Below are 26,356 nucleotides of genomic sequence, written 5' to 3'. Positions count from 1 at the left end.
GATTCAAATACGCATTTTTCCAACCCATCCGTCTGTATTGGTGTATATGGGCAACGAATACATTCGAACCGTCAACGAACTAACGGAGCAAGCCGAAAGGTCTGGAACGTTCCCGAAACTAACTTCAAAAACCGTTCAAGCCAATCTACCCTCTGCCGTAAAGAATCAAGTGATTCGAGACGCCAATAGCCTATTTCAGCGGTTCAAGAAAACGAAGAAGCGACCTCTTCTCCAAAAGAGGGTGTACTACGTGAACAATCAAAACTATACGATTCGGGGCAACCACATTTCGTTCCCAGTAATCCTGGATGGAAAAGTACAACGTCTTGTGGTGCCTGCGCTTCTGCCAGATCGGGAGCGAGACATGCTTGCGAAGGGGAAGCTTGGACTTCTGCGTGTGGTTCAAAAATCAGCAAAATGGTTTGTTCAAATTTCAATCGAACGACCGACTAAGCCAGCCGATGGTCATGAACTGATGGGGATTGATTTAGGCTTGAAAGTGCCTGCTGTTGTCGTAACCTCTAGTGGCAAGACAACATTTTGCGGAAATGGACGTAAAAACAAGTTTGTTCGCCGTAAGTACAGTACCTATCGCCGCAAATTAGGAAAGCTTAAACAGCTATCCGCAATCCGTAAACAGAACGACAAGGAAAGTCGTTATATGAAAGATCAGAATCACAAAATCAGCCGCCAGATCGTGAATATGGCCATTCAAGAAAAGGTGTCTGTCATCAAGCTGGAGAAGCTGACGGATATTCGGAAGACGACAAGAACAAGTCGTAAAAACGCCAAAAACCTGCATCATTGGTCGTTCTATCAGTTGCAAATGTTCATCGGGTATAAGGCGACACTCGCTGGAATCCAAGTGGTTGAAGTGAATCCGGCCTACACCTCGCAAACCTGTCCCTCTTGTGGAGAGCGGAACAAAGCAAAGGATCGAACGTATCAGTGCGACTGCGGTTATACAGCACATCGGGATCGGGTCGGTGCGATTAACATCATGCGTCAACCTGTGGCAGATGGTAACAGTCTGCCAGCCTAGATAGCTATAGGCTCTGATCTAGGATGGGCGAATGAACTCGCCCTTAACTTAGCAGTAGGGCAAAGCGGAAACGGATGCGCCCGCTAACCAGCTAAGAATCCAACCCTTGTAAGGGTGTGGAGGTTCAATTGGCCAAGTAAATTCAGCCTGGAAGGGAGGGCTTAAGGACTGCAAGAGCGCGCATTGCTGCCTTTGATACATGACAGGGTTCCTGCTCAAATAGAGACTAAGCTTGAATTTGCAGCGGTTTTTGATGCCTATTATAAAAGGATATTCAACTATATCGCCTACCGGGAAAAAAGAACCTGCCAGAGGGCTTTGCCTTTGACCACGGGGAGTTCTATAAGGATGAGGAGGGCGTAAGCGGGCAGATAGTTGAACTGTTCTTCAACAGCAAGGATAAGAATAAGCGGATCTGGATGCAGCTGCGCCTTGCCAATGAGGAGAATGCCTTTTCAATGGCAACGGACGACAAGGTGGAGCAGGTGAAGCTCAAGGGGACAGATGCAGTTCTGGTCAGTGACAGAAGCCTGGACTGGGAAATAAACGGCGTGATGTACGGCCTCAGCACCCGTGGTCTTGACCGGGCTGAGGTTCTGAAGATCGCAGAGTCGATTAACTGGTAAAGCCGCTGAGGAGCGGATAAGGGAACAGGTACGAGGCATAGACAGGCATAGGATGAATCAGAGCACCAGACTGCAACCCCGGAGCGTGGCGGGAATTGCGGGCTGGTGCTTTTTTGAAATAGCGTTTCTACTATATAGAAGGAAATAAGAGGAACCATACATAGATTGTTAGATTCCCGGGTGGCGGGAGCGGATTCGCGGCTGGAATAACACTTCTCTTCATGCTTGTCATGCCCGTCTGCATATTGAGGCCAAGTCCTTCATAGACATGTACTAATCAATGCATTCAAAACAGGTTAAGGGGATGATGTCATGCGCCGGATAACATGGGTACTCGCGATCATTATGAGCGTGGCCTTAGTATTGGCGGGGTGCGGGAAGAAGGATGCCGCCTCTGTGGTCAAGGATCTGAATCAAGTGTCTGACAAGCTGGAGAGCAAGCAGGGAGCTTATCAGGGCTCAGGCACAATGACCTTGTACACTGGGGAGCAGCCGCAGGATTACAAGGTGGAGGTATGGTATAAGAACCCTTCGTATTACCGGATCAGCCTGTCGAACGTTCAGAAGGACGTGAAGCAGATCGTGCTGCGCAATGATGAGGGCGTATTCGTCCTTACCCCAAGCCTTGGCAAAAGCTTCCGCTTCCAGAGCGACTGGCCGGATAAGCAAGGGCAAGTGTATCTGTACCAGACGCTGCTGAAGGGGATTGTCTCTGACAATAACCGGCAGTTCGTGGAGGACGGGGATAATTATGTGTTCGAGGTCGCTGCCAATTATCAGAGCAGTGCGCTGGTCCGCCAGAAGATCTGGCTGAACAAAAAGACCTATGAGCCGAAGCAGGTGCAGGTATCGGATTCCGAAGCCAAGGTTGTGGTGAACGTGACCTTCGACAGCTTCAAGTTCGATCCGGAATTCACAGCAGATTCCTTCGATATGCAGAAGAATATGGCGGCCGGCAGCCCTTCCGAGAACACGATGGCGGAAGTGGATCAGGAAGGCAATCCGGTGGTCTCTGAAGATGGTGAACAGGCCGGTGAGCCGGTTACAGCCGAGCTGGGCGACTTCGGGATCATTGAGCCGGCTTACATTCCGGCCGGTGTGAAGCTGAAGGACACCAACAAGATTGAAGGCAGCAAGGATCATGCGGTGCTGATCCGCTATGACGGTGTCTACCAGTATACGATTATGGAAGCTCGTCCGCTGGACCGTGCGGTGTCGCTGGCTCCCGGAACACTGGTTGATCTGGGCTTCACGGCAGGCCTGCTTAGCGGGGATGAGCAGCAGACGCTGACCTGGATGAGCGAGGGTGTAGAGTACCGGATTACAAGCGCAAATCTGCCAGTTACGGAAATGATGCAAATAGCCGCTTCTATGGAGGAACAATCGGGTAAATAAAAATCAGTGGGCGGATACTGCGCAAGGTGGGAATCATTCCTCTACCCGCGGTATCCGTTTTTTTGCCTACATCTGCTCACATTGACAGCGGCCTTCACGAGCATTACCATTGGCAGTAAGACTTCTGATCTGTGCGAACAAGGCAGAGATGTTTTACTACAATGTAAGAAGGTGACCTGAAGTGAAGGCAAGCTATCGGCCGACAGCAGCCGAGATTAACCTGGATGATTTGCGTGCCAACTACGAAGCTTTACGCGGCGTTTTGCCGCAGGAGACCAAGTTCATGGGATGTGTCAAAGGAAATGCGTATGGACATGGAGCAGTGGAGGTAACGCGGGAGCTGGAGCGGCTTGGAGCGGACTATGTCAGTGTTGCTTTTCTGGATGAGGCATTGGAGCTGCGTCAGGCGGGAATACTACTTCCTATCCTGGTGCTGGGCTATACTTCACCGGAGGGCATTGCCGTAGCCTGGGAGAACAATATTACCGTTACACTGTTCACACCGGAAGTACTGGCAGCGGTTAGCGCCCTTCCTGTAGAGAAGGAGCACCGGCTGAAGGTACACATCAAGATTGACAGCGGAATGGGAAGACTGGGATTATTGCCGGAGGATGCGCCTGCATTCATCGCTGAGGTCCATGCGGTGGCACAGGCGGAGCTTGAAGGCATGTTCACCCATTTTGCCAGAGCAGACGAACACAACAAAAGCTATACACTAATGCAGCACCGACGTTTCATGAGCGTGGCGGAGGCGCTTCGGGACATGAACATTACCATCCCGATCATACATACGGGCAATAGCGCTACGGCCATTGATACACCTCTACTATCCATTAACATGGTGCGTGTAGGCATAAGCTTGTACGGATTCTACCCCTCGGCTGAGGTGAACCGTGAGCTGGTGGCTCTACACCCGGTAATGACGCTGAAGACGCAGGCTGTATATGTCAAAACCCTGCCGCCTGACTCAGGCATCAGCTACGGCACCCGGTATTTCACGGCAGGCGATGAGATCATCGCTACGCTCCCCGTGGGGTACGCTGACGGATATTCCCGCATGCTAACAGGCAAAGCGGAGGTGCTAATACGCGGACGCCGCGTTCCTGTCGTCGGAACGATCTGCATGGACCAGTGTATGGTATCACTCAAATCTTTCGCTCTAGAAGCGGAACAAATCAAAGCAGGCGAAGAGGTTGTACTCATCGGCCGCCAGGGCACCGAGTCGATCACGGCAGATGAACTGGCGCTCCATTTAGGGACGATCCACTACGAAGTAATCTGTATGCTGGCTCACCGGGTACCGCGCGTGTATGTACGCCAAGGTACGCTACCCAAACTCGTCAATCCCTTGCTGCAAGCCTAATACCCTGACCAGATACCTAGTACAGGAACTGAATATAAGGAACGTACCGTGTAGGGCTTGTGACTTATAGTCTATACGAACCGCCATTTCTAGTTTATAATGGGATGCAGCATACTTGATATACTGGCGGCATATATTCCTTGTATAAAATTCCTTGTATATTGTAACACTGGAACACAAGGGCAGAAGGTTTGTGGGGGTGGAAGAGAAGGTGGCCAATTTGCAGAACACCAAAAGAATCATGATCAGCTTGCCCGATCATCTCTTGCAGGAAGTAGATGGGATCGTTCAACTGGAGAACTCTAACCGTAGTGAATTGATCAGGCAGGCCATGAAGCTGTACTTGAGCGATCGGAGGAAACGTACCATCCGCGAGTCCATGCAGCGGGGCTATATGGAAATGGCTAAGATTAATTTGACCATGGCATGCGAGGCCTTTCTCGCAGAGGAAGATGCAGACAGTACTCTTGGCCGCTTAGTAAGCGGGGTGTAACTATTGATTGTTAAACGCGGCGACGTTTTTTTTGCCGACCTTTCACCGGTTGTGGGTTCTGAGCAAGGTGGAGTAAGGCCGGTACTGATCATTCAGAACGATATTGGCAATCGTTTCAGCCCGACTGTGATTGTGGCAGCTATCACTGCCCAGATCCAGAAGGCCAAGCTGCCGACACATGTCGAGATTGATGCAGCTGCTCATGGCTTTGACCGGGATTCTGTGATTCTGCTGGAGCAGGTTCGTACCATTGACAAGCAACGCTTAACGGATAAAATCACCCACCTGGATGATGAGACCATGAAGCTGGTGGATGATTCGCTGCAAATCAGCCTGGGGCTGATTGATTTCTGAACCCTACGGGGATATAACATCAACCATCGTACTAAAAGGCAGGCTGGATACATTCCGGTGCTGCCTTTTTTGGCGTCTGCCTAGATATACTTATTGATATACCCGAGGATAGATGAGGATGAATGACAGGGGTTGTGCATGGGTGTAACTACATGATACAATTGGACCGATCGGTCGGTCTAGAGGAGGGATAATGATTAAGGGACGTTCAGATGGAGAAGAAACGAAGAACCGGATTCTGGAGCATGCCTCCAGTTTATTTGCTCAAAAGGGCTACGGCGCTGTAAGCATGAACGAGGTCTGCTCAGCCGCGAAGGTCAGCAAGGGGAGTCTGTATCACCATTTTCCAAGCAAGGATGAATTGTTCCTGTACGTGGTGGAGGTGGATACCCAGAAGTGGCTCAATGAGTGGGAGGACCTGCGGAGCGGGATTAGCGGAACGGAAGCCCGTCTATACGCGCTGGGGGATCACTATGCGAAGGATATCCAGAATCCGCTGATCCATGCCCTGGAGGAATATGGCAGATCCCATACGCTTTCGAAGGAGATTAGCGAGCGCCTTTCACATATTTTCGAATCGGTAACAGAGGCCTGCCGTGTGCTGCTTCAGGAGGGGATGGAGTCCGGTTACTTGATCCGTGGTGACCTGGATAACTATGTAATCACGCTCAGCGCTATGCTGGAGGGAATCAGCCGGGTCCATGAGATCACAGGCAGGACCGATACCCCGGAGACGATCAGGGCATACTACCGTGCGGGAATTCAGATCCTGCTTCAGGGGATAGGGTCGGGGAAGATGGAGCAATAAATAGAGAAATAGATGTATTACAACCGGAGCTTATAGCAAGGCTCTGGGATATACGGAGGGAAACACCATGTCATTACTGTTAAAAAACCGGGGAGCGATGCTGCTCCTGATGTTAAATATCTTTTTGGCGTTCACGGGAATTGGTCTGGTTGTCCCTATTATGCCGACCTATATGAACGAGCTGGGCATTGGCGGGAGTGTGGTCGGACTGCTGGTGGCAGCCTTCTCGCTGACGCAGCTGCTGGTCTCGCCCTTCGCCGGAAGACTGTCGGATAAGATGGGCCGCAAAAAAATCATCGTCGGCGGGCTGGCCGTATTCGCCTTCTCGGAGCTTCTGTTCGGTCTCGCTGACGCCTCCTGGGTGCTGTTCGTATCGAGAATGCTTGGCGGTGTTGGCGCCGCGATGATTATGCCTGCGGTTATGGCTTATGTGGCAGATACCACCTCCTCAGAGGAGCGGGCCCAAGGCATGGGCTTCATCAATGCAGCCATTACTACCGGCTTCATCATCGGTCCGGGAATTGGCGGCTATCTTGCGGAGCTTGGCATCCGCGTTCCTTTCTTCGTTGCTGCGGGGGCAGCCGCCATTGTTGCGGTTATTACCTTGCTGGTCCTGCCGGAATCGCGTTCGGCGGAGCTGCGGGAAGAAGCGAGAACGATGAAAGGCAATAAGGATAGTCTAATCATACAGCTCATGCGCTCGTATCGTGAGCCTTATTTCTTCGGATTAATCATTGTATTCGTGCTTTCCTTCGGACTAGCCAACTATGAGACGGTATTCGGACTATTCGTAGATCATAAATTCGGGTTCACTCCCAAGGATATTGCGTTTGTTCTGACGTTTGGTTCCATTGCCGGGGCGGTGGTGCAGATTACCGCATTCAGCTGGATTCTGAACAAATTCGGAGAGAGCCGGGTCATTTCCGCCTGTCTGATGATCGCGGGCCTGTCGATTCTGCTGACGCTGTTCGTGCATGGCTTCGTGGCGATTGTTTCTGTGACCTTTGTTGTTTTTCTGGCTATGGATATTCTTCGTCCGGCTGTCGGCACCCAGCTCTCCAAGATGGCAGATGATTCGCAGCAGGGCCTGGTGATGGGAATGAATTCCGCGTATACGAGCCTTGGCAACATTGCCGGCCCGATTGTGGCGGGGGTCCTGTTCGACCTGGATATCAATTTCCCTTATGCGGTGGCTGCGCTGGTCTTGTTCATCAGTTTCATGTTGTCGGTTGGCTATGCCCGGCGGAGAAGAAGCAAGCAGGTTACTGCGGTGCGCTAGCCCATGTTGAGGCCTGATGGACAAAGAGAGTGAAATTATTGGTGCAAATGTATGTGAAAAACCGAATACAATACGTTAACATGATGGCGGCTGCGCTATCCCTGAGGGGACGGTGCGGCCGCTTCTTCTTTTGTATGGGGCAAACTTTGGTCCTGCGGCAAACTGTGATAGTATTTCAGTAGAGAGCTATGAACTCAGACTGTGTATAGAAAGAGGGATCTACTTGAGCGTTGATACGAATCAGGCGGCGAAGGCGGCGGAAGATGCCGCTGCCCGTCAGGAGCAGGAACTGATACTTGCAGCTATTGCCAAGGAGCTGAGTATCAGTCTGAAGCAGGTAAGAACTACGGTGGGGCTGCTAGATGAGGGCAACACCATTCCGTTCATCGCCAGATACCGCAAGGAAATGACCGGGGAGTTGGACGAGAATGTCCTCCGTGATGTCGAAGAACGGCTTGGATATCTGCGTAACCTCGGTGACCGCAAGAAGGATGTGATCCGCAGCATCGAGGAGCAGGGCAAGCTTACTCCTGAGCTGCAGGCTAGTATCATGAAAGCTGTGAAGCTGCAGGAAGTGGAGGATCTGTACCGTCCGTTCAAGCAGAAGCGCAAGACACGGGCCAGTGTCGCCAAGGAACGGGGACTTGAACCGCTGGCAGATTGGGTGATGGAGCAGAGACGCCAAGGAGTTCCGCTGGAAGAAGCTGCAAAGTATATCGATGCGGACCGGGGTGTGGAGAGCGCCGAGCTGGCTCTGCAAGGGGCGATGGACATCATTGCCGAGAATATTGCTGATGATCCGGCTATCCGTTCCTGGGTGCGCCAGTATACAGCGAGTCAGGGGATTCTGGTCTCCGAGGCCAAAGATGCCCAGCAGGAAAGTGTATACGAGAATTATTATGCGTACCGGGAGCCTGTGCACCGGATGCCGCCGCACCGTATTCTCGCGATCAACCGTGGGGAGCGGGAGAATATCCTCAAGGTCGGCATCGAGGTGGTGCCGGACAAGATTCACGCTTTCATTATCCGCAAGCTGGTGAAGGGGCCTTCTCCGGTCAAGGAGCTGCTGGAAGCAGTGACCGAGGATGCCTACAAGCGGCTGATCGCCCCTTCCGTTGAGCGCGAGGTGCGCGGGGAGATGACAGAGAAGGGGGAGACGCAAGCGATCTCCATCTTCTCAGGTAATCTGCGCAGCCTGCTGCTGCAGCCGCCGGTGAAGGGACGCCATGTTCTGGGCGTCGACCCGGCCTACCGCACCGGCTGCAAGCTGGCTGTAGTGGACGATACCGGCAAGCTGCTGGAGGTGGCGGTCACGTATCCGACGCCGCCGAACAACAAGAAGCGCGAGGCGGCGGCCAAGTTCAAGGAGCTGATCGCCAAATACGGCATCCAGCTCATCGTGATCGGCAACGGCACCGGCTCGCGGGAGACGGAGCAGTTCACGGCCGAGGTGATTGCCGAGGTCGGCGACCCTGACCTGGCCTACCTGATCGTTAACGAGGCAGGGGCCAGTGTGTATTCGGCCTCCAAGCTGGCGCAGGAGGAGTTCCCGGATCTGGATGTGGCGGAGCGCAGCGCCGCCTCCATCGCCCGCCGCGTGCAGGACCCGCTCGCGGAGCTGGTCAAGATTGATCCGAAGGCCATCGGTGTCGGGCAGTACCAGCACGATGTGTCGCAGAAGCATCTGGAAGAGAGCCTTAAGGGCGTCGTAGAGTCGGCGGTTAACCATGTCGGCGTCGACGTGAATACCGCTTCGGCCTCGCTGCTCTCCTATGTGGCAGGAGTGAATACGACGATTGCCAAGAATATTGTGAAGTTCCGCGAGGAGAACGGCAAGTTCGTGACGCGCAAGGCACTGCAGAAGGTGCCGCGCCTGGGCGCGAAATCCTACGAGCAGTGCATCGGCTTCCTGCGTATCCCCGGAGGGGACAATACGCTGGACCGCACGCCGATCCACCCGGAATCCTACGCGGTGGTCGACAAGTTGTTCCGCGAGCTGGGGCTGGATGTGAAGCAGCTCGGCAGCAAGGAGGTTGCAGAGCAGCTAAGCGCTCAGGATGCGGAGGAGCTTGCGGTGAAGCTTGCGGTGGGCGTGCCTACGCTGCGCGACATCCTGGAGAGCCTTCAGCGCCCAGGCCGCGACCCGCGCGAGGAGCTGCCGCTGCCTATTTTCCGCAAGGATGTGCTGAAGATGGAAGACCTGCTGCCCGGCATGGAGATGCAGGGCACGGTGCGCAACGTAATCGACTTCGGCGCCTTTGTCGATATCGGGATCAAGAACGACGGGCTGGTCCATATCTCCCAGCTTAGCGGCAGCTATGTGAAACACCCGATGGATGTGGTCTCCGTCGGCGACAATGTCACCCTATGGGTACTCGGCGTGGACGTGAAGAAGGGCCGCGTCAGCCTGACGATGCGCCAGCCGCGCGAGGCGGCGGGTAGCGGGGAGTAGCGGGGAGTAGCGGGAGTTACGGACTCAGAGGACCTTATTTGGCTGAAATCGGCGTTTTGCGGACCGTTTGTGGACTCAGGAGCCGTTAATACAGGCTTCGGAACCTGTAATTAGGCCTGACAGCCTCATTAGCGTCTTTTGAGTCCGCTTAGACTGACAAAAGAGGCACTTCAGAGCAAATAACGGCATCCTGGTTCGCAAAGACCGGAGAATGCAGATAAGCTGTGCTTTCCTTCAACAGGATGGCACAGTTTTTTATTGTATAGGAAACTATAGTATCCTGCTGCTGTGGAAAAGGTGAGTGTAAATTGCTTAAAACCGTATACAATTGGCTGGTACAGCGGCATATGGACCAAATGTATGTGAAAAACAGCAATGTGTTGCACGCAGGCCACGGCCCGAATGTATGTAAAAATCAGCATATATTGTGCTCGCAAGTAGGCACACGGCCCGAATGTATGTGGAAAACAGCATATAATGTGCTCGAAAACAGGCGCATGGCCCGATGTATGTGGAAAACAGCATACATTGTGTTCGCGCGAAGATAATCTTATTCTTCCTATAGGATGATTTGTTCTGTAATGGGAGACTTTAACTATTTAAGTTTGCCCGCGTTGAAATCTGGTAATGATTAAACTTTTTAATACGAGATCAAATTAGCTTAAAAAAATTACGAATTTACCAGCAAGTATTTTCTTATTTTATACATATTGTATAATTCACTTTAAAAAGGAGGGGGAGCACATGGATGATATTGACCTGCAAATCCTGGAGCTGCTGAAGAGGAATAGCCGGATGACCAGCTCCGATATCTCGAAAATGATTCATCTGTCGGTTCCATCCATTGCGGAGCGAATCCGGAAGCTGGAACGAAACGGGGTCATAACGCAGTTCACCGTCAAGCTGGACCGTAAGGCTATGGGCAAGAACTGTGTAGTCTACATTTTTCTGCAGCTCAGCAGCTCGGTGGAAACTCAAGGCTTCCGTGAGGGCATCATCCAATCCCATGAAGTACTGGAGTGTCATCATATTTCTGGTGAATATGATTATCTTCTGAAAGTGGCATTAGCAGATCTATCTGGTGTTGAGACCTTCATTACGCATACGCTTAAAGCCCGTTACAGCATTGTCCGGTCGAACACCATTTTCAGTCTATCTGCCCTGAAAGAGGAATAGAAGCGAAGGAGCGGTTATCTATGCCATGGGAATGGATATCGAAGGGTATGCTGCTGGGCCTGTCCATCGCGGCTCCCGTAGGGCCTATCAGTATTTTGTGCATCAGAACGACAATTACCAGAGGATTCAGAACAGGGCTGTACAGCGGGCTGGGTGCGGCAACCGCAGATGCTGTGTACGGCATACTGGCAGGATTAGGATTGACAGCTTTGACCGCAGCTCTAGTGAATTACAGCATGATTCTGCAGGTGTTTGGCGGATTGTTTATTTGTGTCTTTGGCATAAGATCGTTACTGCGGGTTCCATCCAGGGAAGAACCGCAGTCCCCTGCCAGTCCAGGTGTACTGGGCTCTTATGCGATGACATTTCTGCTGACGCTGTCTAACCCGATGACGATTATGTTTTTTCTGGGCGTATTCGGAGCTTCTGGTGTTCTACTGTCGCATAAGCTCACAGATATGGTATTTCTGGTTACAGGCGTGTTCCTGGGCTCAGCACTATGGTGGGTCCTCCTCTCAGGAGCGGCTGCGCTGCTTCGGAATAAGGTACTGGAGGGACCCTTTAAGCTCTCCCTATTTAACAAAATGTCCGGGGGAGTACTGTTTGTATTCGGTGTAGTTACCCTTGTGAAATCCGCAGCTGTGTTTTTGTAACGAGGACGCTAGGCGCCACCAGCTCAGCAGTATAAAACAACTATAGTTATTCAAGAACGGAAGCCCTCTGCCCGGCGGTGTTATGATGGACAGAAACAGAAGGTGGCGGATGTTAATTGAGCAATAGAGTGATCCGGCAGTTTGAAGAGAGGGATATGGCGGCGCTTGGTGCGATGTATGCGCAGGTGTCGGCGCAGGAGGATGTGCTGTTCTGGTGGGTGGGGGATGCGGGCAACTGGGAGAATGTCTACTGCGCTTTTGAAGGCGATCAGATGGTGGCCAAGGGCCAGCTGCAGCTCTTTAATGTGGTGCCTCCGGGACGCTCAGCGGAGAGTAAACACAAGATATTTGTGAATCTGAAGACAGTGCCCGGCCGGGAAAAGGATCTGGAGCTGCGTGACAGTGTCTACGCCCTTCTGCTGGAAAGGGCACAGGTGCTGAAGCGTACGCTGCCCCCGGAATATGGGACCCTCCTGTGCACAGGCAGTTATGCGGCGGAAGAGAGCTGCCACGCTTATTTTGCAGAGCATCTCGGTTACCTGCCGGATAGCTGCTTGTATACGCTCCAGCGCGATCTTCGTGAACCCGTCCATGCGGTGGAGCTGGAGGAAGGCCTTGAATTGACCCATGCGCCTATGGATTCGCCGGAGCAGCGGGCGGCTTATCTGGAGCTGGAGGCGGAGATCTGGCCAGAGACCCCGCTCGGAATGGAGCGTCTGCTGGAATATCAGGAGCATCCGCACTGGACATCGATGGTCGTGCTGGATGCGGGCCGTGTGGCGGGCAGTCTGATGGTCTGGCAGGAAGAGGAGCTTGGCATCATTGAGGATGTATTTGTCTGCAAGCCCTGGAGAAGAAGAGGCATTGCCAAGGCGCTGCTGAATCGTGCGTTAATGTATCTTCAGGAGAAGGGTCTGGAGCAGGCGCAGCTGGTCGCATTGACCACGAATGATTCCGCACTGTCCCTGTATCATTCAGCCGGTTTCCAGACTGGGAGGCAGGAGATCAGGTATTATACGGAGCTGAACTAAGCGGTAACCGGCCTGCCGCACACTGCGTTATCCGGTCCTTTCCAGAGTGTGAGATCTTGAGTCCGCTACGGGTGGACTCCCTTGTTCATGGATTGTGAAGTCAATTGTGATATCAATCATCAACGAATAGCGCACCAACCGGGTATCCGGAGGTGCGCTATTCGTGATGCTGAAGCTGCTACTTGATGACTCCTGAAGAAGCTGAAGCCGCTGAGCCTGTTACGGATTGGGCTACTGCGGTATAGCCTTCCGGCAGATAGGTGACGGCGGTGCCTGCCGAGATGACCTGCGGGTTCATGGAACCGGGCTTCGGTGAGGTGACCTTGAAGTAGATCACTGCGGTTTTGTCAGCACCGAACTCAATCCGTTCAATGACCAGGCCATATCCCGGGTTCGGCAGATTGGATACAGTCACCGTAGCTTTGTTCACACCAGCGGCGGCTTTGTCCAGCGTAACGGCGGCATCGTATGTGGTGGACGGGGCCGGAATGTTCTCATCCATCATAATCACTTCCTTCACGAATTTGGCGGCATCGTAGACCAGGACGGCAGCTTCTGCACGGGTAACCGCCTCATTCGGACGGAAGGTGTTATTCTTCTCCAGCGTGACCAGTCCGGTGTTGATCAGAATCTGCAGGCTGTTCATCTCCGCAGGGGATAGCTTGCCGCCGTCTGTAATGTTGGCATACATCTCCGTATACGCGAAGTCCCCTTTGTTCTGAAGCGCCTGAAGCAGCAATTGTGCGAACTGGACCCGTGTCATCACAGCATTAGGGTCAACCGAGCGCTCCAGCGACAAGCCGCTTTCTTTGGCCTTCAGGAATGCGGAGGCATACCAGGCGGTATTTTTTACGTTGTCAAAATAATCGCTGGCCTTCTTGCCGGAGGGGCGCTGTGGAGCAAGCTTCAGGCCGCTTACCATGAACTGCACGCCTTGCGCATACGTAAGGCTGGACTTTGGCGCGAACTTGTCGCTGGTCACTCCGTTAAGGATGCCCTCCTGATGGAGTGCATTGATTTTGGCTTCGGCCGCATGGCCCTTCAGATCTGAGAAAGCGGAAGCCGGTGCTCCGATAGCTAAGGTTGCCGCCAGAATGCTGCAGGCCAGCGGGATTTTGGCCGTGCGCATCCGGGTTAATGTATGCTTCATTATACCTCACCTCTTATCCTCTTAGATGGGATTCCGGAGCAAAAGGTTGCAGCCTATCACTCCATAGATGGAATTATTATTCTCTAACCCCGCAGCGGTGATTCCCCATAGTCCAAAACAATTCATCATGTGTCAATTTTCACCTACCGGAAGTCGAATCTTCGCCTGAATTCAGCCACTCTTGCTGCTAAAAAGGTCAATATACGATGATTAAAAGGTAATATACGGTGAGACAGGGTGCGGCAGAAAAATTATAATAATGATAACGCTTTCGTGAATAAGAGGGGGTAAGTCAAATGAGAAAAAAGAGTATTCTTGCTTTGGTACTGGCAGGCGCTCTGGCAGGTCTATCACTCACAGGCTGCAGCAGTAAAGGGAACAGCCCGGATGCGGGAAATGACAGCAGCAACACGCCGGAGGGGAAGACCAAGCTGAAGGCGATTATCGTGAAGCATTCACTGACCAAAGATGTTACGCAAATGAAATGGCTCGCTGAAATAGAAGAGAAGGCGAATGTTGAAATTGAATGGCAGCAAATCTCTGCGGACTGGGACCAGAAGAAAAGCGCCCTGTTTGCCAGCGGTGAAATTCCGGATTTGCTGTTCAATGCGACCTCTAACTCTGATTTTGTGCAATTCAACGGGTTGTTCGAGGATCTGGGCCCGCTGATTGAGAAGGACGCTCCTAATATTCAAAAGATGTTCAGCGAGCACCCGGAATTGAAAACGCTTGCTACACAGATTGACGGGAAGCTCTACGGCACTCCGCGTTATAAGGGCATCTGGCCCGGCTCCACCGCCTCGATGTTCATTAACAAAACCTGGCTCGACAATCTCGGCCTTCAGGTGCCTGCAACCTGGGATGAGCTAGAGACTGTGCTGCTTGCTTTCCGTGACGGAGACCCGAATCAGAACGGGGACAAGACGGATGAGATCCCGATGGACTTCAACCCGATCGGCTGGGACTTCACACCGAAGCTGCTGCTGGGCAGCCTGGGGCTGCCACTGTCGAACGGGGCGAGCGACGGCTACTTCACCGAAGGGGCACAGGTTAAGAATTTCTATGTAGATGAACGGTTTAAGACACTCATGCAATTCCTGCAGAAGCTGTACAGCCAGAACCTGATCAGCAAGGAAGTGGTCACGCAGGATTACTCCAAGTACCAGTCCGTTGCCCGCGGGAATGGAACTACGGCCAAGGTCGGATTCACCTGGGGCTGGGAGACAGGAGACCGCTTCGGCAATGAGCTGAAGGACCAATATGTGACCCTGCCGCAGTTGAAGCAGCATGCGGACTCTACGAATGAGCTGTACTGGAGCAATGACTACTACTACCAGAATTACGGCTCCAATGCGGTGTCGGTCAGTGCCCGCTCCAAGAACAAGGAAGCCGCGATGCGGTTCATCGATGGCTTTTATGAGCCGGTTGTTAGTTTGCAGGTCCTGTTCGGCGGAATGAATGACACGGATAAGGGAATCAAGGATAACGGGGACGGCACGTATGCGATTCTTCCTCCGGCGGATGCTTCTCTGGACCCGGGTTCGTGGAAATGGACGAATTCGTTCGCGGACAACGGTCCGATGTATATTGCTGATGCGCTGAAGGACAAGGTGACGCTTGGCTCGGATATGCAGAACGTGCTGAAGGAGAAGGCCGTCTATGATGAGCTGCTGAACAAGGCGGACGAGAAGAGTAATGTCTATCCGCAGAACTTCATGAAATACAGCACGGAGGACACCAACACCCTGGCAATGAATCAGGCGAACGTCAATAATATCACGGATCAAAAGTGGGCCAACTGGCTGACCACCAAGGTTGACATTGAGAAGGAGTGGGCTGCGTATGTCGCCTCAGTCAATAGCTCCGGCCTTGAGCAGAACCTGCAAATCCGCCAAAAGGCTTATGACGAATACCTCTCGACCTTGAAATAGTGGACTCGAATGGAAGGGGCGCTCCCAAATGAAACCAGCACAGACCACGGTGCCGCATCAGACGCTGCGCGGGAACGGATGGCTTCGTAAGCAGGCCGGGCATTATCAGCTATGGCTGATGGTGCTTCCTGCGGTCATTTATATCGCCATTTTCTGTTATGGTCCGATGTATGGTATCCAGCTTGCTTTTCGTGAATTTGATTTCAGTAAAGGACTGACGGGCGGGGAATGGGCCGGATTCAAATATTTCGAGCAGTATTTCAACAGCCCGATGTTCTGGCCTACGCTACGGAATACGTTTATCATTGCTTTTTTCTCCATCCTGCTGGGCTTCCCGATGCCGATTCTGCTGGCGCTGGTGGTCAACTCAATCCGTAGCAACCGACGCAAGCGTATCCTGCAGACTACCGTGTATATGCCTTACTTCATTTCCACCGTTGTACTGGTTGCGCTGCTGCAGATTATGCTGTCGCCTACGACCGGGCTGATCGACGGCTTCCTGAAGGCTCTGCACCTGATCCCTGCGGATACGAATCTCATAGGTGATCCCGGCGCCTTCGTTCCGGTGTATGTCATCTCTGCCATCTGGCAGGCCTGCGGCTGGAACAGCATTATCTTCATCGCCGCCCTGTCCTCGGTGGATGCGCAGCAGTATGACGCCGCCCGGATTGACGGGGCTAACCGCTGGCAGATCGTCTGGCACGTGGAGCTTCCGGCGATCCTGCCGACCATTATTATTTTATTGATTATGAATATGGGCAGCATACTCAGTGTAGGCTTCGAGAAGACTTTTCTGATGCAAAATAGTCTTAACAAGCCCGTCTCGGAGGTCATCTCCACGTATGTCTTCAATGTGGGCGTGAAATCCAACCAGTTCAGCTTCGGTTCAGCGGTCGGACTATTTAATACCCTGATCAACTTCACGTTCCTGATGCTGGCGAATGCACTGGCCAAAAAAACTTCAAAAATCAGCCTGATGTAAGGAGGAAATGGGATGTCAAACAGTCAAGCCGCTCATTCGCAAAAGATTCAGCATTCGGGCGGTATCGCAGACAGGCTGTATACGCTGGTGGTTGCGGTTATAAGCATCGCAGCGTTCATCATGGTCGCGTACCCGCTGTATTTCATCATCATAGCTTCCGTCAGTAACTCTACCATGGTGAATCAGGGACAGGTTATTCTATGGCCCAAGGACATTAACCTGTACGGCTATGAGCAGATATTCAAGGACACCCGGATCTGGCAGGGGTATAAAAATACGATTATCTACACGGTGCTGGGCACGCTGCTCAATCTGCTGGTCACGCTCCCTGCGGCGTATGCCTTGTCCCAGCGGAAATTTCGGGCACGCAGGTTCATTATGCCGCTGTTTGTGGTCACGATGTATTTTGGCGGGGGCATGATTCCTACCTATCTGCTTATCCGTGACCTGAATCTGCTGAATACCCCTTGGGTAATGATTGTGAACGGCGCTATTAGTGTATACAATCTGATTATTACAAGAACCTTCTTCGAGACTTCTATACCGGAGGAGCTGCACGAAGCGGCTACCCTGGATGGCTGCTCGCACTTCCGTTACTTCATTTCGGTGGTGGTTCCGCTGTCCAAGGCAGTGATCTCCGTCATCACCCTCTATTATATGGTGGGTCACTGGAACGATTTCTTCAACGCTCTGCTCTATATCAATACGGATAGCTTACAGCCGCTGCAGATCGTCCTGCGCAATATTCTGTTATCTAATCAGGCGTTCGCGGGCGGAGCCGGATCAGGTGCCGGTGCCGGTGCGGGCAGCTATGCCCAGCAGTTCGCGGATCAGATCAAATATGCGGTCATTATCGTATCGACGGTGCCGGTGCTGATTATCTATCCTTTTATCCAGAAATACTTCGAGAAGGGCGTAATGATCGGTGCGGTGAAGGGATGAATATATAACTGACGCTGCGGGCAGTATCCGGTGGGCCGGGAGGGAGGGGACCTCAGTGAAAAAAAGTCTTGAACTGCTCGATTCCATCGGCGAACCCGTATCTCAGGATATGAAGGAAAAGCTTATTCATGGCAGCAGACAATTCCGTATGAGCGTGCATGTAACCAAGGTATCTAAGGTGAATAATCTGGTGCTGTATTCCCACTGGCATGAGGAGCTGGAGCTGCTGTTCATGATTAAGGGCACGGCCAAGTTCCATGTGGGACAGGAGAAGGTGGTCGTCCAGAGCGGAGAGGCGGTCTTCATTCAGCCCAATATGCTGCATTCGGCGATCCGGGTGGATAAGGAGGAGATTATTTTCTGCGCGGTGCTGGTGCACTTCAATTTCCTCTCCAGCCTGGAGAGAGACAAGATTCAGCAGCAGTTTGTATCCCCGCTCTTCCTCGACAACCGGCGTTATCCGCTGCTGATCGGGCGCGAACTGGAGGAAGAGCTGCGGCTGATTCCACTGCTGGAGGAGGTGCGGGATCTCTATCAGCAGGAGGCGCACGGCTATGAGATGCTGATTAAGGCCAGGCTGTTCGAGGTGCTGTACCGGCTGGAAAAGTGTGCGGCTGAGAATCCGCGGGCAGGACTGCCCGGGCAGTCCCGGGGCGGCAATAGTTCGATGCTGGCCAAAAAAACGCTGGCCTACGTCCAGCAGAACTACAGTAAGCGGATCACGCTCTCGGATATGGCTCAGCAGGTCAACATGAGCCCGTCTTACTTTTGCCGCTTCATGAAGAAGCAGTTCGACCTGTCTCCGATGGACTTCCTGAACGAATACCGGATCTCGGAGGCAGTTAGCCTGCTGGAGACCACGGATAAGAAGATCATGGAAATCTCCGGTATGACCGGCTTCAGCAATGTGAACCGGTTCACGGAGATGTTCAAGAAGACCTACGGCTGCCGCCCGATGGATTACCGGAATAGGTTGCGGCAGAGTAAGTAGCGTAAAGCAAGAAGGAGCTGTGCCAAAAGCCATGAAAAGGCTGTTTGGGACAGCTTTTTATTGCGGAGTAGGATCAACGTAGGCACTTGGGTGGACGCTCCGCAAACGGACCGTTATTCCAATCGCTGTGCTCTCCAGATTTTTTTCATTCCCCTAATTTTCTTTCAAAAACAGAAAGCAGCGATTTTTCCAATAATGGAAGAATCGCTGCTTTTGTAACCTTTAAAATTTTCGAGGAATTTATCTACCTATACCTAGAGAAGCTTACTTCGCTGGAGCCGATGGATCAAGCCAGCGCGAACCCATTACAGGCTCAGCTGTCGCAGTGTAGCCTGCGGGCAGGTACGTGGATACCGAGCCTTTGGTGATCACTTGCGGATACATTTTATCCGGGTCAGGCAGGGTTACCTTGAAGTGGATTACGGCTTTGGTGGCGCTGGTGAACTCGATACGCTCTACCGCGAGGCCGTAACCGGGGTTCGGCAGATTGTCGACGGTGAGGGTGGCTTTGTTGACGCCTTCAGCGACTTTGTCCAGGACTACATCCGAGACGTAATTGTTAGCCGGAACCGGCTCCGGCTCAGAAGGCTCATTGCCCGGATTGTTCGGCGTAATCACCCGGTCGGCGAATTCAGCGGCATCATGGATCATGACAGCAGCTTCAGCGCGGGTAATCGGATCGGACGGACGGAATTTTCCGTTATCCAGTGTGAGTACCTTCGTGTTCAGAAGCACCTGCAGGCTGTAATTCACCTCGGAAGGAAGCTTATCGCCATCCTCGATCATGAAGAACATCTTAGTTACCGGGAAATTGCCCTTGCTCTGCAAGGCTTGGGTCAATAGATGGGCGAATTCCGCACGGGTCATCGGTGCATTCGGGTTGATATCTTTTGCCAGCGTCAGGCCGCTCTGCTTCGCAAGGGCGAAGGAGGAGGCGTACCAGGCATTATCTTTAACATTGTCAAAAAGCTGGCTGGCCTTAGCACTGCTGTCAGAACCTGCTTTCGGTGCAAGCGCCAAACCTTTTACAAGGAACTGTACGGCTTGCGCATTCGTCACTTTGGCATTGGGTGCAAACAGGTCGTTCGTAATTCCGTTAATTACACCGGCGCTATGCAGTGAATTGATCTTGGTTTCGGCTGAATTTCCCTTGAGGTCCGAAAAGGCAAATGCGGACGCTCCGAAGGATAAACTGGCAGCCAGGATTCCGCACGCGATGCTCATTTTTTTTGCGTGCTTCGTTAGATTAGTTGGTTTCATTGTGCATCACCTCTATATACTCAGATGGTTCTTTACGGCGAAAGGTTGCAGTTGTCCGGAAAATAATACAAAAAAACTTAGGACAACGGGATAAACCGGGTGGACCACAGGTACAATTTATTTTGCGGATCGGTAAATCCTCTTTTATTCTGATCCAGGGCTGCGATTCTCTTCATCTCTTCATCGGACAGGGAGAAATCAAACAGCTCGAGATTTTGCTTCAGCCTTGCAGGAGTAACGGACTTCGGAATTACAGCGATATCCCGCTGAAGGTTCCATCTCAGGATGACTTGCGCCGCTGTTTTATCATACCTTTCTGCCATTTCGGTGAGTAGAGGGTGGGTGAGCATCTCCCGGTTGCCGTGTCCAAAAGGGCTCCACGCGACATGCTGGATACCGTGCTGGCTCATATAATCATGAAGCGACCCTTGCTGGAGCAGCGGGTTCGTCTGGATTTGATTCACTGCGGGGACAATCGTTCCCTGCTTCATGACCGTATCCAGATGCTCCGGCTCAAAATTGGACACCCCGATCGCCCGGATCTTGCCCTCTTTGTATAAAGACTCAAGGACATGCCAGCTTTCCAGATAGTGCTTGGCCGGCCAGTGGATCAGGTAGAGGTCAACATAATCCGTTTGGAGCTTCTGCAAGCTTTCTTCAAAAGCTTTACGGGTCTTTCGCCCCAGGTCCGTGCTCCATACTTTGGTCGTAATAAACAGCTCGCTTCGAGGTACACCCGATTTCTGAATAGCCCTGGCTATCAGCTCCTCGTTGCGGTAAGCTGCCGCCGTATCCAGATGCCGGTACCCGTTCTGGAGCGCCCATTGTAAAGCGTCTTCATTATTGTCTTTGATGTTATACACACCCAGACCCACCTTCGGCATCTGGACTCCATTATTCAAAACGAAATGTTCCATTTAGCATCTTCCTTTCTTGATCCAATAATTATAAATGACGCAATAAAGATAAGAACTCGAAGCTAGGTCGTCACTGCGGTGAACATTTGGACTTCCAGCCGCTGTTGTCCCCAGATTTCATGATTCAAACCACTGTTCGTGGTAGAAATCCAAACCAAGCCTATGCTTCCGATGCGAGCTTTCCTTCGGAAAGCTTTCAGGCGGACGCTATCGCTCCTCCAGCTCCAAATTTCCCCTCCGCTTCTTTGGGCTTTTCGTTAAATTTCTTAAGTGCTCTTTAAAAACAGTGGTCTAATCTTGTGAACGATTATAGCACAGCAAAACTATTAACTATCATTGGGAAAGAAAATCGAGACGGATGCACTTCGTAGGATTTTGAAGGGGAAATATAGTTTTGCAGAATACAATGTGTGGAGTAAGGTAAGAGCTGGGGGCAGGTGCCAATGTTGAGTCTTTTCTACGCTGGAATTTCAAGTAGCTGATTGTATTTCCTGCAATAGAAAACTCATATTTGACCGTGAAATGTGAGTCTATTGTATTTCGTACAGTGGAATGTTGCATTTTGGGCGAAGAATGGCCTTTATTCAACATTCTGTTGTATCGAATACATTAGAATCTATTTGGAAGCCTTTTTTACAGCATACTATTGTACAAAATACAGTTGCTACCGTTCCTGCGCCTACAGCCCCGATTAAGTTACAAGCAATAAGCTCAAGTGTATTTTGTACAACTAAATTGTCCAATGTAGCGCCTAACTTCCATTTAGTTGTAGAGTCTTATCTAATAAGAGTAAATCAAACGCACACACTGCCAAACTTTGAACTTGTTCATTTTTTGAATAAGAAACTATGATATTTTTCCTTTTTAATCCCATAAAATACTATATTATAGGAGAGGTGATCTTGGGAAACCGGGCTTATTTGAGAAGAATGGGATTGGAGAGAAGTTCATGCGTGTTGCGCTGGTGTGTTGTGCAGATTCCACAGAGCCTTGTGAGGATTGCAGGTTTAAGAATGTTCATTCTTTTTTTTCACAGGTGTACGGTTGTAAGGTATTGCATTTCAAGGAGCTGGAGGCGCTCGTCGATATTGTGAAGGAAGGCCTCCGGCTCGATGGTGTAGTGATTAGCACCCCTGATTTCAACCCGGGCTTCATTCACACGATGCAGTACCTGCAGCAGATGCTTACGCTGAGAATATTCTTCATTGTAGAGGAGATCAGCGCGCACGGTACCCCAGTCCCCTTTCCTTCCAATCATATGTACATCAGCAGCTTCGAACGCTACGGCTTCCAGGAGGAATTATTCAGCCGGTTGCGCTGCTGGTTCGACGAAGGACTGGGCCTCCCCACACACCACACCAGACAAATCAAGGATATCGCCCTTCATCTGCACTCCAAATCCCTGAAGGTCGGAGAATTCGTCATTGAGCTTACCTGTAAAGAGTTCGAACTCCTGGATCTGCTGCTGGAATGCCAAGGCCAATACATCCCCACCGAGCAGATTCTGCACCAACTGTGGGACAGGTATACATCCCCTGAGATTGTAAGGCAGTATGTATACAAGCTGAGGCACAAAATCGAGATTATCTCCGGACGAAGCGACATCATCCTGTTTCGCCGGGGGATCGGATATTCGCTTAACCTTTGATCTGACAGGTTTCTGTCAGGTCTTTTTTTGTGCCCGGGAAGGACATGGATTGCACTCTCATCCGCTCCCATAAATACATAATAACTGTAAATTAACGCAAGCTTAACAGCCGGGTTATGTCCCCTTCCGGGCTTAGGCGTTACGATGTCATTAATACGAATGGGGAGGCAGATGAAGTGGCAACGATTCAGAACAGTATCTGGATTCACGCAGACCGGATCACCGTATTTGAGCGGACGAATGATATTGCACACTGGACAGATTTATTCACGGAATACAAGGAGACGCGGGTGCTGGAGCAAGGGGATGCCTACATCCGGTTTGAGCTGACGACACATCCCGAGGGGAACCGGCCTTCGCGCACATGGGAATCGGAACGCTGGCTGGACCGGCCGAACTTCCGGATTACGGCCAGACGCCTTGCGCCGCTGCTGCCGTTCAAGCATATGAATCTGGAATGGCTCTATGAGGAGAAGGACGAAGGGACGTACATGACCTGGATTCAGGAATTCGAGGTAGATCCGGCAAGCGGGCTGACCGGGGAGCAGGTGGAAGCGCATCTGAACCGCACAACCAAGGAGCAGATGGCAGCGATCAAGCACAATATCGAGAAGCAAACGGTTCGGAGCTGAGGGCTTACATGGAGAAGGTGACTGGAAAAAGAGTCGTGATCACTGGAATGGGGCTGTTGACCCCGCTCGGGAATACGTTGGAGCAGTTCTGGAGGAACAGCCTGCAGGGCAAGGTGGGATATGACCGCTTGCAGGGCTATGAGCATATGGCGCTCAAAAGCCGTGTTACCGGCACAATACCGCAGTTCGAGCATTTGGGCCGGACAGCCGATGAAGCGCAGCGGGCAGGCATGGGGCGGCCGGGTATTCTGGCGGTCAATGCCGCGATAAGGGCGGTTGCCGATGCGGGGCTTGAGTTCACGAAGGAGCTGCGGGAGCGTTCAGGGGTGTGCATCGCCAATGCAATTGCCGATACCCCCTTCTCGGAGCAGACCTTCCTGCGGATGACAGAGGGCGGGCAGGGGCCGATTGATCATGGACTCTGTCAGGAGGATTTGTACCGTAAAGGCATGTTCTCTTATATTGCCTTCGAAGTGGCGCATGAGTTCGGGCTTCAGGGAGAAGCGCTGGTCATGTCCACGGGCTGCACGGGCGGCATTGATGCGGCCGGATATGGATATGAATCGATTACAGCCGGGGAACATGATGTGATGATCTGCGGTGCAGCGGAAGCACCGGTCAGCTCGATGACCATTGCCTCCTTCGATGCCATCGGTGCGTTGACCTCCAAGTTCAACGATGATCCGCAGCGGGCTTCGCGGCCTTTTGAGAAGAACCGCAGCGGCTTCGTTCTCAGTGAGGGCTGTGCTGTTGTGGTGCTGGAGGAGCTGGAGCATGCGCTCCGGCGGCAGGCGCCAATCTATGGCGAGGTGACCGGATTCGCCAGTACGAATAACGCTTTTCATATGACCGATCTGCCGCAGGACGGGGATGCGCTCAGTCTGACAATGAACGAGGCGCTGGGCAACGCGGGCCTTACAGCGGAGGACATTCAATATATCAACGCGCATGGAAGCTCGACTCCGCAGAATGATTCTTTTGAGACCGCTGCTTATAAAAGAACGTTCGGAGAGCTCGCCTACTCCATCCCGATCAGCTCTACGAAATCCATGGTAGGCCATCCGCTCTCGGCAGCGAGTGCCATTGAGATTGTACATTGCCTGCTGGCCTTGAACGAGGGCTATATCCCGCCAACCGCCAATTTGGACGAGCCAGACCCGGCCTGTGATTTGAATTATGTGCCGAAGCAAGCGATCCAGCGCGACCTGTACCATATTCTTACCAATGCCAGCGGATTCTCCGGGATTCACTCCGCGATGATTCTGGCAGCGAACGAATACAGCAATCGGGCAGGCAAGCTTCAGACTGAACAATGGATGTGCAGCCTATGAAGAATACAGTATTCGTAACCGGAGTGGGGATGGTGGGGCCGTGCGGGAACAGTGCCGGTGCCTTCTGGGAAGGTCTCTTGAGTGGCCGTAACTATATGACTCCGCTTCAGCTAGAGGGTACGACCGGAGCCGCGCCTCCCTTTGCCGGACAAGTCAGCGGAATGGAGCCGGAGCGGGTCATATCGAAGCGTCTGCTCAAGAAATGCTCCCGCTTCTCTGTCATGTCGATCCTGGCCGCGAAAGATGCCATGGATGATGCGCACTGGGAGCTTGATCAGATGAGCCGCGAGCGGATCGGGATCTTCGTCGGCAACAACTCGGGGGGCTGGGAGAGTGCGCGGAACGGTCTGCGTGTCCTGCATACCGAAGGGGCGCCCTTCATTGACCCGAATCTGGCGAGCAACTGGTTCCCGGCGGCGGCACAAGGGCATATGTCCCTGGCCTTCGACATCAAGGGCTACAGCAAGACGGTGATCGCCGACCGGAGCAGCGGGCTGCTCGCCATTGCGTATGCGGCCAGAGCCATCCGCAGCGGGATCATCGATGCGGCAATTGTGGGCGGAGCTGAGACGCCGCTCGATCCGTGGGCGCTGTCCTTCTATAACACGGAGGGGCTGCTGAATCTGAGTGCGGACCGCCCGCAGACGGCATACCGGCCGTTCGTGGAGGGGCGCAGCGGGATGGCCCTGGCTGAAGGAGCTGCATTCCTCTGCCTCGAATCGGAGCGCAGCATTCAGAAGCGCGAGGCATCCCGCCGGGTACGGGCGAGCATCCAGGGCTTCGGCTTCACGAACGACGGTCAGGCTGCTGCCCCGCCAGAGGAGAGTATAGCGCAGTGTGCCAGGGCAATCCGGCTGGCCATTGAGCATTCCGAGACGCAGCCGGAGAGAATCGGCTATCTGTCGCTGGATGGGGCGGCTTCTGCCCGGGAAGACGGAATTGAATGCTTGGCCATTCAAGAGGTGTTCGGCAGTAGTGTAGAAGCCAAGTGGGCGGGCTGCCCCAAGACCGTCTTCGGCAACACGATTGGAGCGGCAGGGGCATTCGATGTCGCACTGAGCGTGCTGGCCATGAAACACGGGGAGCTGCCCGGCGTTCCGTATCTGGCAGATTCAGTTCAGGACAATGGCTTGAACTTCGTCCCGGGGATCAGCCGCCGAACAGCTGTGGAGTCTTCGCTGATTCTGTCCCGAGGGAGGGGGGGTGCCTCTTCGGCACTGGTTGTGAACGCTGAAGGCTTGTGAAGGATGAACGTCATAGCTCATTAACTTAATAGGGAGGGTGTAACTAATGGTATTCGAGAAGGTAAAAGCAATCATTGAGGATATTGGCATTGAGGATGAAATTACAGAATCATCGCGGCTCTATGACGATCTGGCCCTGGATTCAACAGAGCTGGCGCTGGTCTCAATAGCACTTGCGAAGGCTTTTGGCATCTTCATTGAGAGCCGGGTGCTCAAGACGTATTCTGTAGCCCAAGTGATCGAAGCCGTTGCCTTGAAGGCATGATCAGAGGGATCGGCATGGATCTGGTCAGCATTAGCTTTGTCGAGCAGATGCTGGCGAAGTGCGGTGAACTGTTCGTACAGCAGTATTATTCCATGGAAGAGAGGGAGCTGTTCGCCTGTAAAAAAAGACAGGCAGAACACTTCCTTGCCGGCAGATTCGCCGCCAAAGAAGCGCTGCTGAAGGCCATCGGCACCGGGATGAACTGTGAGCTGGACTGGAATGAGCTGGAGTTCCTCAACCATCCGAGCGGCCAGCCCTATCTGGTCCGCAGCCGAAGCCTGGAGCCTTATGTGCAGCAGCAGGATTCCATCCATGTAAGCATCAGTCATCACGGTGATTATGCTGCTGCATTCATCATTATCGAGAGCAGTCAATGACTGTGAGGAGGACG

General features: G+C 52.5%; 25 protein-coding genes. 22 read left to right on the top strand and 3 right to left on the bottom strand.

The annotated features are described in order from the left end of the window. Positions 1–46 precede the first annotated feature (46 nt). The 12 genes from MKX42_RS28415 to MKX42_RS28360 all read left to right on the top strand — a co-directional run bounded on the left by MKX42_RS28415 (position 47) and on the right by MKX42_RS28360 (position 12,672). Positions 47–1,042, top strand: coding sequence for an RNA-guided endonuclease InsQ/TnpB family protein (locus MKX42_RS28415; protein ID WP_340756394.1), 996 nt, complete (start codon positions 47–49; stop codon positions 1,040–1,042). 272 nt (positions 1,043–1,314) lie between these two features. Beyond that, positions 1,315–1,668 carry a DUF4367 domain-containing protein gene (locus MKX42_RS28410; RefSeq protein WP_340757873.1) on the top strand — a complete coding sequence of 118 codons (354 nt, stop codon included), beginning with the start codon at positions 1,315–1,317 and terminating at the stop codon, positions 1,666–1,668. Positions 1,669–1,980: 312 nt separating this feature from the next. Further along, positions 1,981–3,063 (top strand): LolA family protein, encoded by a 1,083-nt coding sequence (locus tag MKX42_RS28405; protein WP_340756393.1) that lies wholly within the window; start codon positions 1,981–1,983, stop codon positions 3,061–3,063. Positions 3,064–3,244: 181 nt separating this feature from the next. After that, complete coding sequence (gene alr / locus MKX42_RS28400; RefSeq protein ID WP_340756392.1) at positions 3,245–4,426, top strand: alanine racemase; 1,182 nt, start codon at positions 3,245–3,247, stop codon at positions 4,424–4,426. Between the two features lie 211 nt (positions 4,427–4,637). Continuing rightward, positions 4,638–4,919 (top strand): CopG family ribbon-helix-helix protein, encoded by a 282-nt coding sequence (locus MKX42_RS28395; RefSeq protein ID WP_036697455.1) that lies wholly within the window; start codon positions 4,638–4,640, stop codon positions 4,917–4,919. A 3-nt stretch (positions 4,920–4,922) separates the two neighbouring features. Continuing rightward, positions 4,923–5,273 (top strand): type II toxin-antitoxin system PemK/MazF family toxin, encoded by a 351-nt coding sequence (locus MKX42_RS28390; RefSeq protein WP_036697332.1) that lies wholly within the window; start codon positions 4,923–4,925, stop codon positions 5,271–5,273. Between the two features lie 193 nt (positions 5,274–5,466). Next, positions 5,467–6,081, top strand: coding sequence for a TetR/AcrR family transcriptional regulator (locus MKX42_RS28385; RefSeq protein ID WP_340756390.1), 615 nt, complete (start codon positions 5,467–5,469; stop codon positions 6,079–6,081). Between the two features lie 67 nt (positions 6,082–6,148). Then, positions 6,149–7,360 carry an MFS transporter gene (locus MKX42_RS28380; RefSeq protein WP_340756388.1) on the top strand — a complete coding sequence of 404 codons (1,212 nt, stop codon included), beginning with the start codon at positions 6,149–6,151 and terminating at the stop codon, positions 7,358–7,360. Positions 7,361–7,649: 289 nt separating this feature from the next. Beyond that, a complete protein-coding gene (locus MKX42_RS28375) occupies positions 7,650–9,812 on the top strand; it encodes a Tex family protein (RefSeq protein ID WP_340757871.1) in 2,163 nt (720 codons plus the stop codon). 744 nt (positions 9,813–10,556) lie between these two features. Next, the gene (locus MKX42_RS28370; protein ID WP_340756386.1) at positions 10,557–10,988 is read left to right on the top strand and encodes an Lrp/AsnC family transcriptional regulator; all 432 of its coding nucleotides are present in this window, start codon (positions 10,557–10,559) and stop codon (positions 10,986–10,988) included. Between the two features lie 20 nt (positions 10,989–11,008). Next, positions 11,009–11,641, top strand: coding sequence for a LysE family translocator (locus MKX42_RS28365; protein ID WP_340756385.1), 633 nt, complete (start codon positions 11,009–11,011; stop codon positions 11,639–11,641). Positions 11,642–11,757: 116 nt separating this feature from the next. Next, positions 11,758–12,672, top strand: coding sequence for a GNAT family N-acetyltransferase (locus MKX42_RS28360; RefSeq protein WP_340756382.1), 915 nt, complete (start codon positions 11,758–11,760; stop codon positions 12,670–12,672). A 178-nt stretch (positions 12,673–12,850) separates the two neighbouring features. Here the strand turns inward: MKX42_RS28360 and MKX42_RS28355 are convergent, their stop codons facing one another. After that, the gene (locus tag MKX42_RS28355; protein WP_340756380.1) at positions 12,851–13,822 is read right to left on the bottom strand and encodes an S-layer homology domain-containing protein; all 972 of its coding nucleotides are present in this window, start codon (positions 13,820–13,822) and stop codon (positions 12,851–12,853) included. 296 nt (positions 13,823–14,118) lie between these two features. Here MKX42_RS28355 and MKX42_RS28350 point away from each other — a divergent pair, with 296 nt between their 5' ends. From MKX42_RS28350 to MKX42_RS28335, 4 genes are read left to right on the top strand one after another with little or no spacing between them, the layout of a single operon-like run. Next, the gene (locus tag MKX42_RS28350) at positions 14,119–15,753 is read left to right on the top strand and encodes an ABC transporter substrate-binding protein (RefSeq protein ID WP_340756378.1); all 1,635 of its coding nucleotides are present in this window, start codon (positions 14,119–14,121) and stop codon (positions 15,751–15,753) included. Between the two features lie 28 nt (positions 15,754–15,781). After that, positions 15,782–16,735, top strand: coding sequence for an ABC transporter permease (locus MKX42_RS28345; protein WP_340756376.1), 954 nt, complete (start codon positions 15,782–15,784; stop codon positions 16,733–16,735). A gap of 12 nt (positions 16,736–16,747) precedes the next feature. Further along, a complete protein-coding gene (locus tag MKX42_RS28340; RefSeq protein ID WP_340756374.1) occupies positions 16,748–17,677 on the top strand; it encodes a carbohydrate ABC transporter permease in 930 nt (309 codons plus the stop codon). 55 nt (positions 17,678–17,732) lie between these two features. Next, positions 17,733–18,668 (top strand): AraC family transcriptional regulator, encoded by a 936-nt coding sequence (locus MKX42_RS28335; RefSeq protein WP_340756372.1) that lies wholly within the window; start codon positions 17,733–17,735, stop codon positions 18,666–18,668. 264 nt (positions 18,669–18,932) lie between these two features. On the opposite strand, the gene MKX42_RS28330 is transcribed toward MKX42_RS28335, so the two are convergent. Both MKX42_RS28330 and MKX42_RS28325 read right to left on the bottom strand, forming a co-directional pair. Continuing rightward, positions 18,933–19,928: an S-layer homology domain-containing protein gene (locus tag MKX42_RS28330; protein WP_340756370.1), complete on the bottom strand. Its 996-nt coding sequence runs from the start codon at positions 19,926–19,928 to the stop codon at positions 18,933–18,935. 77 nt (positions 19,929–20,005) lie between these two features. After that, positions 20,006–20,845: an aldo/keto reductase gene (locus MKX42_RS28325; RefSeq protein ID WP_340756368.1), complete on the bottom strand. Its 840-nt coding sequence runs from the start codon at positions 20,843–20,845 to the stop codon at positions 20,006–20,008. A 1,054-nt stretch (positions 20,846–21,899) separates the two neighbouring features. Here MKX42_RS28325 and MKX42_RS28320 point away from each other — a divergent pair. The 6 genes from MKX42_RS28320 (at position 21,900) to acpS (ending at position 26,342) form a co-directional block, all read left to right on the top strand. After that, the gene (locus MKX42_RS28320) at positions 21,900–22,493 is read left to right on the top strand and encodes a winged helix-turn-helix domain-containing protein (RefSeq protein WP_340756366.1); all 594 of its coding nucleotides are present in this window, start codon (positions 21,900–21,902) and stop codon (positions 22,491–22,493) included. A gap of 176 nt (positions 22,494–22,669) precedes the next feature. Next, on the top strand, positions 22,670–23,125 hold the full coding sequence (locus tag MKX42_RS28315) for an SRPBCC family protein (RefSeq protein WP_340756364.1): 456 nt from the start codon (positions 22,670–22,672) through the stop codon (positions 23,123–23,125). 8 nt (positions 23,126–23,133) lie between these two features. Beyond that, positions 23,134–24,456, top strand: coding sequence for a beta-ketoacyl-[acyl-carrier-protein] synthase family protein (locus MKX42_RS28310; protein WP_340756361.1), 1,323 nt, complete (start codon positions 23,134–23,136; stop codon positions 24,454–24,456). After that, positions 24,453–25,700, top strand: a complete 1,248-nt coding sequence (locus MKX42_RS28305; protein WP_340756359.1) for a beta-ketoacyl-[acyl-carrier-protein] synthase family protein — start codon at positions 24,453–24,455, stop codon at positions 25,698–25,700. Before MKX42_RS28310 ends, MKX42_RS28305 begins: the two co-directional genes overlap by 4 nt. Before the next feature lie 46 nt (positions 25,701–25,746). Further along, complete coding sequence (locus tag MKX42_RS28300; RefSeq protein WP_340756358.1) at positions 25,747–25,965, top strand: hypothetical protein; 219 nt, start codon at positions 25,747–25,749, stop codon at positions 25,963–25,965. 14 nt (positions 25,966–25,979) lie between these two features. Beyond that, positions 25,980–26,342 (top strand): holo-ACP synthase, encoded by a 363-nt coding sequence (gene acpS / locus MKX42_RS28295; protein WP_379313041.1) that lies wholly within the window; start codon positions 25,980–25,982, stop codon positions 26,340–26,342. Positions 26,343–26,356 lie beyond the last annotated feature (14 nt).

Source organism: Paenibacillus sp. FSL R7-0204, assembly GCF_038002225.1.
Lineage (GTDB): Bacteria > Bacillota > Bacilli > Paenibacillales > Paenibacillaceae > Paenibacillus_AQ.
The sequence above is the reverse complement of the archived record's forward strand: the minus strand, read 5'-3'. Positions and strand labels throughout refer to the sequence as shown.

Bases quoted from the DNA above. Each gene is read 5' to 3' on its own strand.
- MKX42_RS28415 (WP_340756394.1), top strand. From the start codon at position 47: ATGGGCAACGAATACATTCGAACCGTCAACGAACTAACGGAGCAAGCC.
- MKX42_RS28405 (WP_340756393.1), top strand. From the start codon at position 1,981: ATGCGCCGGATAACATGGGTACTCGCGATCATTATGAGCGTGGCCTTA.
- MKX42_RS28385 (WP_340756390.1), top strand. From the start codon at position 5,467: ATGATTAAGGGACGTTCAGATGGAGAAGAAACGAAGAACCGGATTCTG.
- MKX42_RS28380 (WP_340756388.1), top strand. From the start codon at position 6,149: ATGTCATTACTGTTAAAAAACCGGGGAGCGATGCTGCTCCTGATGTTA.
- MKX42_RS28370 (WP_340756386.1), top strand. From the start codon at position 10,557: ATGGATGATATTGACCTGCAAATCCTGGAGCTGCTGAAGAGGAATAGC.
- MKX42_RS28365 (WP_340756385.1), top strand. From the start codon at position 11,009: ATGCCATGGGAATGGATATCGAAGGGTATGCTGCTGGGCCTGTCCATC.
- MKX42_RS28355 (WP_340756380.1), bottom strand. From the start codon at position 13,822: ATGAAGCATACATTAACCCGGATGCGCACGGCCAAAATCCCGCTGGCC.
- MKX42_RS28350 (WP_340756378.1), top strand. From the start codon at position 14,119: ATGAGAAAAAAGAGTATTCTTGCTTTGGTACTGGCAGGCGCTCTGGCA.
- MKX42_RS28345 (WP_340756376.1), top strand. From the start codon at position 15,782: ATGAAACCAGCACAGACCACGGTGCCGCATCAGACGCTGCGCGGGAAC.
- MKX42_RS28340 (WP_340756374.1), top strand. From the start codon at position 16,748: ATGTCAAACAGTCAAGCCGCTCATTCGCAAAAGATTCAGCATTCGGGC.
- MKX42_RS28330 (WP_340756370.1), bottom strand. From the start codon at position 19,928: ATGAAACCAACTAATCTAACGAAGCACGCAAAAAAAATGAGCATCGCG.
- MKX42_RS28325 (WP_340756368.1), bottom strand. From the start codon at position 20,845: ATGGAACATTTCGTTTTGAATAATGGAGTCCAGATGCCGAAGGTGGGT.
- MKX42_RS28310 (WP_340756361.1), top strand. From the start codon at position 23,134: ATGGAGAAGGTGACTGGAAAAAGAGTCGTGATCACTGGAATGGGGCTG.
- MKX42_RS28305 (WP_340756359.1), top strand. From the start codon at position 24,453: ATGAAGAATACAGTATTCGTAACCGGAGTGGGGATGGTGGGGCCGTGC.
- MKX42_RS28300 (WP_340756358.1), top strand. From the start codon at position 25,747: ATGGTATTCGAGAAGGTAAAAGCAATCATTGAGGATATTGGCATTGAG.
- acpS (WP_379313041.1), top strand. From the start codon at position 25,980: ATGGATCTGGTCAGCATTAGCTTTGTCGAGCAGATGCTGGCGAAGTGC.